The 9,723-nt window shown below is 61.7% G+C and carries 6 protein-coding genes and 1 pseudogene; 5 read left to right on the forward strand and 2 right to left on the reverse strand.

Annotated elements, in window-relative coordinates; translation table 11 throughout:
- Genes FMZ75_RS14510 through FMZ75_RS14525 form a run of 4 tightly spaced genes read left to right on the forward strand, consistent with a single transcriptional unit; the run spans position 1 to position 5,286 of the window.
- Positions 1–1,440, forward strand: a complete 1,440-nt coding sequence (locus tag FMZ75_RS14510) for an IucA/IucC family siderophore biosynthesis protein (protein ID WP_246659759.1) — start codon at positions 1–3, stop codon at positions 1,438–1,440.
- A complete protein-coding gene (locus FMZ75_RS14515; protein ID WP_166143776.1) occupies positions 1,437–3,269 on the forward strand; it encodes an IucA/IucC family siderophore biosynthesis protein in 1,833 nt (610 codons plus the stop codon). Before FMZ75_RS14510 ends, FMZ75_RS14515 begins: the two co-directional genes overlap by 4 nt.
- Positions 3,266–4,075: an HpcH/HpaI aldolase/citrate lyase family protein gene (locus tag FMZ75_RS14520; RefSeq protein WP_166143778.1), complete on the forward strand. Its 810-nt coding sequence runs from the start codon at positions 3,266–3,268 to the stop codon at positions 4,073–4,075. The genes FMZ75_RS14515 and FMZ75_RS14520 overlap by 4 nt, the downstream gene beginning before the upstream one ends.
- Positions 4,072–5,286, forward strand: coding sequence for a type III PLP-dependent enzyme (locus FMZ75_RS14525; RefSeq protein ID WP_166143780.1), 1,215 nt, complete (start codon positions 4,072–4,074; stop codon positions 5,284–5,286). The genes FMZ75_RS14520 and FMZ75_RS14525 overlap by 4 nt, the downstream gene beginning before the upstream one ends.
- 365 nt (positions 5,287–5,651) lie before the next feature.
- Here FMZ75_RS14525 and FMZ75_RS14530 read toward each other — a convergent pair whose 3' ends face one another.
- Positions 5,652–6,848 (reverse strand): PepSY domain-containing protein, encoded by a 1,197-nt coding sequence (locus tag FMZ75_RS14530; protein WP_246728982.1) that lies wholly within the window; start codon positions 6,846–6,848, stop codon positions 5,652–5,654.
- A gap of 51 nt (positions 6,849–6,899) precedes the next feature.
- The gene (locus FMZ75_RS14535) at positions 6,900–8,954 is read right to left on the reverse strand and encodes a TonB-dependent siderophore receptor (protein ID WP_166143782.1); all 2,055 of its coding nucleotides are present in this window, start codon (positions 8,952–8,954) and stop codon (positions 6,900–6,902) included.
- A 360-nt stretch (positions 8,955–9,314) separates the two neighbouring features.
- On the opposite strand from FMZ75_RS14535, the pseudogene FMZ75_RS14540 reads away from it, so the two are divergent.
- A pseudogene (locus FMZ75_RS14540) lies at positions 9,315–9,594 on the forward strand (transposase); the annotation flags it as partial.
- Between the last annotated feature and the right edge of the window lie 129 nt (positions 9,595–9,723).

A 9,723-nucleotide genomic window follows, 5' to 3' on the forward strand; every position in this document is an offset into this window, starting at 1 on the left:
ATGCTCGCTTCGATCGATCAAGGGACTTCGGACGCGAAGAGACGAGCCTCCGAACGGATCGCTCGATCGATCGAATCGAGTCGTCGTCATGCCGTGTTCCTTTCGACGCAGTCGCCTGTTTCGTCTGCCGAGCGGGCCGAATGCAGTCTTTGGTTCGGTCATCCATTTCATCCACTCGCAAAGAGCGTCGAGGGTTTCACGTCCGCCGATTTCGAGAAATATGGTCCCGAACGAGGCGCGAAGTTCCAACTCTCCTGGCTTCTCGTCGAGCCGGATCGCGTCGAGAGCTATGTTTGCGCACCGGAGTTGATGTCGAGCGCCGACGCCATTCTGGCCGAGGCGTCTGGATTGAGCGCGAGCGCGATCGGCGGACGGACGCTCATTCCGTGTCATCCGTGGCAGGCGGAGCGCCTGCTGCGGCTCCGACATATTCACGACGATTTGGGCTCGGGAGCATTGTCGCTTGTCGGACCCTCGGGAGAAATCGCGATTCCGACGTCTTCCGTGCGCACCGTCTGGTTCAAGAAGCGTCGCCTCTTCGTGAAGCTGCCTCTCGAAGCTCGGATCACCAATTTCTCGCGTGTGAACACCGCGGAACAGCTCGCCCGCAGCATTGCAGGAGCGCGCGCGATCATGATCGCCGAAGAGCAGGCGCGTGCAGCAGGTCTCACTATTCTTCGAGAGGCCGGCGGACGAATCCTGCGTGATGGCAGGCGCCATTTGCGCCAGACCTATCCAGAGACTGGCTTTCTCTTGCGATTGGCCGATTTCGGTGAGGAGGTCGATCCGATTGTCGTCGCCGGCTTCGTCGAGCGCGATCCACGCACGGGTCGTCCGAATTTGTCCGCCATCGCCGGACGGATTTTCGATGAGCGCAGAGGAACGCTCGAGTGGGTCGAGCGATATATGGAGGTCGTTCTTCTTCCACTCGTTCGATTGCTCGCTACGACGGGGCTCTGCCTCGAGGCGCATGCGCAGAACAGCCTCGTCGCTTTCGATGACGGCTGGCCTTCGCGCCTTTTCGTGCGTGATCTCGAAGGCGTCGCAGTCGATCGCGAAGCCTTCGGGCGCGCCTATCCGTCGATCGTCGCCGATCTCGATGATGTCCTGTTCTACGAGCGAGACGTCGTCGGCCGACGTTTTCTCTATTATGTTATCGTCAATCATGTCGCTCATGTGATGTCCGTTGTGGCGGAGCTCTCCGATGTCGACGAGACACGCCTGTGGATGGCGGGCCGCGGAACGCTCGAGAAGGAGAACGGACCCGCACGAGCGATTATCGAAGAACTCCTTTCCGCCCCGGCTCTGCCGGCCAAGGCAAATTTCACGAGCTGCGTCGCCGGTCGCGGCGAAACACCGGATTACGTGATGATCGCCAATCCCTTCTCGGCCGGCGACCCGGCTGCTTGTCTCCCAAAGGTCGAAGAGGCGAAGCCATGACCAAATGTGAGCAGAGCGGAACGACGCATGATCAAATCGATCCTTCCGCCTGGGCGGCCGCCGGCCGTCGGGTCGCGGCCCAATTGCTGTCGGCTATCGTGAACGAAAATCTCACTCCCACGGGCATGATCTCGATCGAGGCTGTAAGCATTCGAGAGGCGGAAATCGTATTGGACGTCATTCCGGGGTCGCTCCGGTACAGGGCTCGGGCGCGTCGTGCGCTCGCTTACGAGCGTCTGTCGATCATGGAGAACTCGATACGCAGGATCTCGAGCATCGAACAGGACATTCACGATCCGATACGCCTGCTGGCCGACCTTCTTCCGGCGCTTCCGGGAACGAAGGAAACCCAGGCGCGGTTCGCCGAGGAAATTCTTCGCACCTGGTCGAACCACGCACAGTCGCTCTTTTTCGGCGCGGCCAACGGCAATAGACTGTCGGCGCTTCCATTCGAGGAAGCCGAGAGCGCTCTGACGGATGGGCATCGTCACCATCCATGCTTCAAGTCCAGGATAGGCTTCTCGTCCCGCGACAATCTTGCTTTCGGACCGGAATTCGCAAATGCCGTACGGCCGATCTGGCTCGCCGTCCACCCAGAGCTGATCGTGAGCCGCGCCATCCGCGCGGGGCATGGCCAGGATCGTGAGATCATCGCCGCATCGATAGACGAGACGAGCAGGCGAGAATTCACAGCGACGCTCGCCAGTGAAGTCGACGATCCAGAAGCATATCACTGGCTCCCCGTGCATCCCTGGCAATGGGAGAGAATCGCCGAAGCGGGAACTGTCGCACAAAGAGCGGATGCGCGCATCGTCCTTCTGGGGACATCACAGCGCCGATATCTGCCCCAGCAATCGATCCGAACGATGTCGGACATGACGGACCCGCGCGCGCCGTCTTTGAAGCTCTCGCTGTCCATATGCAATACGTCGACGGCCCGCACGCTCGCGCATCATACGGTGTTGAACGCGCCGATCATCAGCGACTGGCTCAAAAGCGTCGCATCATCGGATTCGTTCCTCGCCGAGACGGGCGCAATCTTCCTCGCCGAGCATATGGGCAGCGCCGTCGCCCTGCCTCGAGACGAGGATCCGTTCGAGTGGCTGAACGGAGGTCTGGCGGCGATCTGGCGCGATCCGATCGGCATTTTTCTCGCCGAGGGCGAGAAGGCTGTCCCGTTCTCCCTGCTCACGCATCTCGACTACGACGGCCCTCCGGCGATCGAAAAGTGGGTGTCACGATACGGCGCGGCGGCATGGGCCACGGCTTTGCTGCGCGCAGCCATGCTTCCGGTCGTCCATCTGCTTCTCGCCCGTGGAATCGCCGTCGAGAGCCATCAGCAGAACATGGTTTTAGTGCATCGCGACGGATGGCCGATCCGCGTTGCGTTGAAGGATTTTCACGATGGCGTTCGGTTCATTCCGAGCAAGCTCGACGTACCGCGCCCGAACCTCGTTCCGACGCCTGCCGAACATGCGCGCGTCAACCCCAACTCCTATGTGGAGGCGAGTGATCCAGAAGACGTGCGGGATTTCATGTTCGACGCCCTGTTCGGCGTCAATCTGGCCGAGCTCGCTTTTTTCTTCGATCGCTATTTCGACTTCGACGAGGAGCTGTTCTGGCTGCGAGCGGCCGACATTCTTCGCGAATATCTGCGAGAATGCGAAGACGGTCGCGCGGGTGTGAAGGCATTTCGCTTTCTCGATCCGTTGATCGCCGTCGAGGATCTGGCGCGGCGCCGATTGGAGCCCGGCGCCACCGGAGGAAGGCTCGCGCGCAATCCTCTCGCCGCATCGATGGACGGCGACGAAATGCGGATGCTCACATGAACGCTCGCCTGAGATTGCGAAGCCTGCTCGATCAGGGGCGGCCGGCCGGCGGGCTTTTCCTGTCCCTGCCTGCGCCTGGGATCATCGAGATCGCCGCCGTCGCGGGATTCGATTTCGTTATGATCGATCTGGAGCATACGCTGATCGGCGGAAGGGAGCTGGAAGAGCTGATCGCCGCGGCCGACCGCTCAGGGGTCAGCGCTCTGGTGCGCGTCGCCGAAGCGCGCTCCGAGCGCATTCTTCCCGTCCTGGACGCCGGAGCGGCGGGCATCGTCGTTTCTCGCGCATCGAGCGTCGATGACGCGAGAGAAGCAATTCAACGAGCGCGCTACGCCCCCCTCGGAAGCAGGGGCTTGAATGCCGGTCGCCTGGGGCGATTCGGGGATTGCGATTTGCCTGCGCTGCTTCGGCGGCTCGATCGGGAAACGCTCGTCATCGCGCTCATCGAGGATCCGGCCGGCCTCGCCGTCGCGGAAGAAATGGCTTCTCTGCCCGGGCTGGACGGCCTGCTCCTCGGCGCCGCCGACTACTCCCAATCGATTGGGCTCCCTTGGCAGACCACGGCGGAGCCTGTCCAGGCGGCGAACCGGCAGCTCGCCGCCGTGGCCCGGAGGACTCGTCGCTATTTTTTCGCAATCCCGCGGCGCGACGAGGATGTCGCCGATCATCTTCGCGAAGGCGCGCTCGGAATTGTCGTCGCCAACGACCGTGGGCTCCTGCGGCAAGCGCTTTCGTCCAAAGACCGCTTCTGGCGGGACATTTACCGCGAACATGGTTCTGCTGGCGGAGGAGAGACGAAGTCATGACATTCGCTCCATCCCTCGAAACGATAGAACGCCTCGTCAGCCCTGATCGACCGGTGTCCGCCTTCATCCATGATCTCGACGCGCTCGACCGTCATGCACGCCGTCTCGCATCCGCTCAGCCGCCCGGGGTCGATCTCTTTTACGCGATCAAAGCGAACAACGACGCGGCCGTCCTGAGGACGTTGGCGCCGATCGTCGCCGGATTTGAGGTCGCCTCGGTCGGAGAGATCCGCAAGGTGCGCGAGGCGATCGGGGTCGACGCCCGCATCATCATGGGCGGGCCGGCGAGAACGGCCGCGGATTTCGCCGCCGTCATCGAACATGCTGTCGAACGCGTGCACATCGAAAGCATTCATCTTCTCTATCTCGCCAACGCCGTGGCCGAGGCCAGAAATGCGATGCTGCCCATTCTCCTGCGCGTGAACTTGTCAGGTCCGGTTCCCGGCGCCACGATCACCATGGGTGGACGGCCTACCCAGTTCGGAATTGACGAAGCCGAGATCGACGAAGCCATCGCCGCGCTCGCGGCCTGTCCGTATCTACGCTTCGAAGGATTTCATCTCCACACCATCTCCAACAATCTCGACGCCGAGTCTCATGCCGACTTCTGCCTGGAGGCTCTGATCCGGGCGAGACGCATCGCCGATCGTCACGGGGTCGATCTCCGCATCGTGAATCTCGGTGGCGGATGGGGTGTCGACTATGCGAACATAAGCTCCGTATTCGACGTCGATCGCCTGGCGTCGCGACTGCGTGACTCTTTGAAACCCAGTGGGCCAAAGATTCAGTTCGAGTGCGGGCGGATCGTGGCGGCCTATTGCGCGGTCTATGTGAGCGAGGTCGTCGACGTCAAAACCAATCATGGCGAGGCTTTTGCCTTATTGCGCGGTGGCTCGCATCATTTCCGCCTTCCCTCGGCGTGGCGCCATCGACACCCGTTCATGGTCATCTATCGTGATAACTGGCCCTGGAAATGGCCGAGGCGGGGCCACGCGAATCTCCGGGTCACTGTGACGGGCGAACTCTGCACGCCGAAGGACGTTCTGCTCAGCGCAGAACCTTTTTCCACTTTGCGAATAGGCGACCTCGTCTGCTTCCTTTTGGCCGGCGCCTACGGCTGGGACATCTCCCACCACGATTTCCTGAGCAACGCACATCCAGAACGGATATTCCTGCCCGTTCGGCAGGCCGATGCGGAGAAGAAGGAGTGAAATTATGAGCAAGCAGCGCATTCGTCTTCTCTCGCCCTTGGACTTGAAGCCGCATGAGCAGACGGACAGCTGTCGCGTTCGCCATGTCATCGATCTCCTTCTGCGCGAGCAGGCATGGACGCGACCAATTTGCGTCGAGGCGAAGAGCCTTTGCGTCATGGATGGCCACCACAGACGTCTCGCTGCAATTCACTTGGGACTTGCCGCCGTTCCCGTGGTCGACTTCACCTATGACGAGATCCGGCTCGGAAGCCGCCGGCCGGGCATGAACGCAACGCCGGAGGAGCTGATCGACCGCGCGATCAGAGGGGTTCTCTTGCCGGCGAAGTCCACGCGCCATGTCTTCCCGCCGTTCCGATCGGATGCTATCCCGCTCGCGAAGCTTCTCCAGGCGCCGACTCGGCTCCGAGCAGGCTTTGACGAGAGCCGGGGTCTTTCGGGCGTTTCCGACGCGGATCGGGAGGCGAAAGCCTTCGAGAGAGCCGCTTGCTTCGCCACATCAGAAAGCCTGTGACGAACAAGACGAGCGGCGCGAAGCCGGTTGCGAATACCGCCAGTCGGCCTGCCGCTCCGAATGTCGCTCCGTTGTGCAACCAGAGCTGCTCGGTCACGTAGCGGTCGCCCATCGACATGATATCCGCCGTGCGATCGTGAACGATGTCGCCCGCCCATGGATCTAGCCAGATCGCTCCCCGTGAACGCAAGGCCGGATCCGCTCCGAACGGACGAAATAGCACTCGCCATGTGTTGCGCGATTCGGTCGGCGGATCGAGGCGAGCGATGTCCGATCCCGGTTTCGCGACGCGCGCGCGCTCGACGATCTGATCGGCGGAAAGTCTGGGCGCGCTCTTGTCCGGCGGAGCTTCGATCTTGGGAGAAGGATAGGGCGTGGCGGTCGAGAACAGGCCTATCACGGGGCGCGCTACGTCGGGGAACACAATTCCGACGCCGGTAGCTGCGATCATCGCCAGCAGGGAGAAGCTCCACGAGCCGGCGGTATTGTGAACATCGACAATGAAACGCCGAGGCGACACGCCCTTGCGCACGGACATCGAGCGCCATATCCGGCCCGTCCGCGGCCACCAAAGATAGAATCCCGAAAAAGCCGAACCGAGCAGGGCGAGGGCCAGGACGCCGACGAGTTCCTTTCCCCACCAGTCCCGCAGCAACAGAGTGGAATGCAGACGGTAGATCGTGAATGCGAATGAGTCCGTGTAGTTGCGTCGTCCGAGAACCGCACCGTTCGAGGGATCGATCATGGTGGTCCAGAGATGCGCGTGGATTCCCTGGCCATGCGCATGGATCGCAACCCAGACGGGCCAAGTCCGGTCGGGAACGATGATGGACGTGATCGGCGCCGCATCGGCGCGCGCCGCCGCTTCTATCGCCTCGGCGGCCGTAACGTTGCGTTCAGGACCGAGCGGCTTGTAGAGAGCCGAATTCAGGGCAGCGTCGATCTCGCGATAGAACACATTGAAGCTGCCTGTAAGGCCGATGAGAACAAGCAGCGCCCCGGCAACGAGGCCGATCCACCTGTGCAGCCACATGAATGCACCGCGCAAGAGCGACGTCCATGTGCCTGCAGGGCCGGCGACCACGATAGGCCTCTTCTTCTAGAAATCGACGGTGGTCGAAACCAAAAATGTGCGCGGCGCGGCTGCCGTGAGCAGACCCCGTCCGGTCGTCGCCCAATAATTGGTGTCGAGGACATTCTCGACGCTGACGCGCAGCGTCACTGGCCGGCCCTCGATCTCGACAGTGTAGCGCCCGCCGAGATCCAGACGCGTCCACTCCGGTATGCTCTGCGTGTTCGCCTGATCGTAAAACTGGAATGAGGTATAAATGACGCGGCCGGTGAGCGTCGCTGTTCCCGGCGCGAGCCAGGACGGCAGGTCGTATTCGCCATAGAGATTGAGCTGAACGTCCGGAACGCCGGCGGCGGTCTTGCCATTATTGGCTCCGTTGGCGGTCTTCGTCAGCACTCCGTCGAGCCAGGTGACGCCGCCCAGAAGACGAAGCCCGGGCGTAGGCTCGCCGAACACGTTGAGCTCGAGCCCGCGATTGCGTTGCTCGCCGTCGACCGAGAATCGGCGGGTGGTCGGGTCGGTGAAGCTGCTCGGCTGAGTGATGTCGAAGGCTGCGACGGTCAGCCCCAGAGCGCCGAAGAAGTCGTATTTGGCGCCGACCTCGATCTGCCGAGATATGAAAGCCGGAAATGCTTCGCCGGCGTTGATCGCGTTGACCGGCGCTATGCCGCCCGAACTCAATCCTTGGATATAGTTCGCGTAGAGCGACAGATTCTCGATCGGCTTCACCACCAATCCAGCCGCCGGACTGAATGCTTGATTGGTCGTGCTCGATGTGATCGACCCGCTATTGGCGTTGTAGTTCTTGACGTCGATCTGTTGCCAGCGTCCGCCCAGAGTGAGGAGCACGTGGTCGTCATAGGCCGATAATGTATCGGCGATCACAACGCTGCGGTTCATGCGGGAGGCTGTCCGTGGCGCGTCCCGACGCAATCCGAAATCGCTCCGCGCTGGAACATAGAGGGGAGTGAAAATGTTCGAGGTGATCGCGCGACCGACGCTCGTGTTGATGATGCCGGTGTCCTGCCAGAGACCGACCGCAGACAACGCGAGCTGATGCTCGAGCGGACCCGTTTCGAAGCGAGCTCGCAGACCGATGTCGGCGGTATCGCTCTGCACGTCCTGCGAGGTGAGAGTGGGCGTCGTGCTGAAGTCGCCACGCGCGTTGACTATTTGAAGGACGCCGCCAAAAAACAGCTCGTCGAAGCGTGAGTGCCCGTAGGCTGCATAAACGGTAACATTTTCTGCAAGGTCGTATTCCGCACGCAACGCGCCATGCCAATGATGGGCGTTGTAATATTCCCACGGTTGCTGCGGGTTGATGAGCAGCGACGGCGAGCTCGGGATTGGAAAGCCCGCCAGAGCGGTTTTTTGCCGCGTCGGCGCGTCGAGATCGCGCCCTTGGAGCTCGAGATCGGTAGTCACGCGCAGCCTTTCGCCGCGGTAGTCCAGAGCCAGCGCCGCCACGCCGAATTCGTCGCCTTGGAAATCGATCGGGGTGCTGCCCTTGCGAAAGGCGCCATTGAAGCGGACGCCCCACTCGTTGTTCGGGCCGAAGCGGCGGCCGATATCGATATGCGTGCCGAGTTGTTCGCGCGATGCGAAGCTCGTGGTCACGCGCGTGATCGGCGCATCTGTCGCACGTTTGGGAATGAGATTGATGGCGCCGCCGATCGTTCCGAGCGGAGGAACGCCATTCAAGAGCGCGTTCGGACCTTTGAGGACTTCGATGCGCTCCATCGGTTCGATCGCCTGGCTCCGCCAATCTACGACGCCATAGATGCCGTCCAAGGCGAAGTCGCCGGCGAACACGGGAAAGCCGCGAACCAGAAATCCGTCGATTCCGCCATAGCGGGGCGCGTTGATGCGGATGGAAGAGTCATTGTCGGCAACATCCGTCACGGTTCGCGCCTGCTGGTCGCGCACGAGCTTTTCGGTGTAGCCCGTGATATTGAACGGCGTGTCGAAAATATTGCGGTTCCCGAGCAATCCGACGCGCGCGCTGCTGCCGACCTGTCCGCCGCCGTAAGGCGCGGGCGGTTGGCCGATGACGCTGGTCGGCCGCGTCTTGTTCGCGGGCATACGATTCGCGTCGTAGGCTCCAGCAGTCTCCGCTTGTATGTCGATTGTCGGTAGAGCCTCTTGCGCATTGGCCCGCGAACCGATGCAAGCGTCAATGAGTAGGAAGGTAGCAACGCCCCACGACGCCGTGCGAAGTTTTCGAGACATGAAATACGAACTCCAGCTCTCGGCAAACTTTTGGCGGCTTGCTCGGCCAGAGGGGCCTGGCTCGCTCGCTAAATCCGCACGCCGCGATAGGCGCGCTTGCCTGTATGACTAGCGTTATCGTAGCCGTTGTGTGGGATGTCGATCAACAATGACGATTGAATATTACTTTGCAAAGCTTCCAAGGCATCAGGTAGGAATATTTCCAATGAGGCGAAACTCGCCCGGACCATCGATTGGGGCTTTCTGGAGAACAGCTTCGGAGCGGTCTACGCCGATGTTCCGGGGCGCCCGCCCTTGGCCACGCGGCTCATGGCTGGGCTCGCCATCCTGAAGCACATGCACGACCTCTCCGACGAGGCGCTGTGCGACCGCTGGTTGGAAAACCCCTATCTTCCAGCACAAGCTCTCCTTCGATCGCTCGTCGCTGACGCGTTGGCGCCAGAGGATGGGCGAAGAGAAGCACGCGGCGCTCGTTCAGGAGAGCCTGTCGGTCGTGACCTGCCCCCGATAATTCATCCAGCGGCGAGTTGAGTCCCGGCGGTTGATACGCCCGCGGGCGTGGGGTGAGCAACAGGCGATCGGCGGAGCTGGTCAGGGTTGCGCAGCCGATCGCCTGTTGCGG

Origin of the sequence: Methylosinus sp. RM1 (assembly GCF_011378635.1) — a bacterium.
Classification (GTDB): Bacteria; Pseudomonadota; Alphaproteobacteria; order Rhizobiales; family Beijerinckiaceae; genus Methylosinus; species Methylosinus sporium.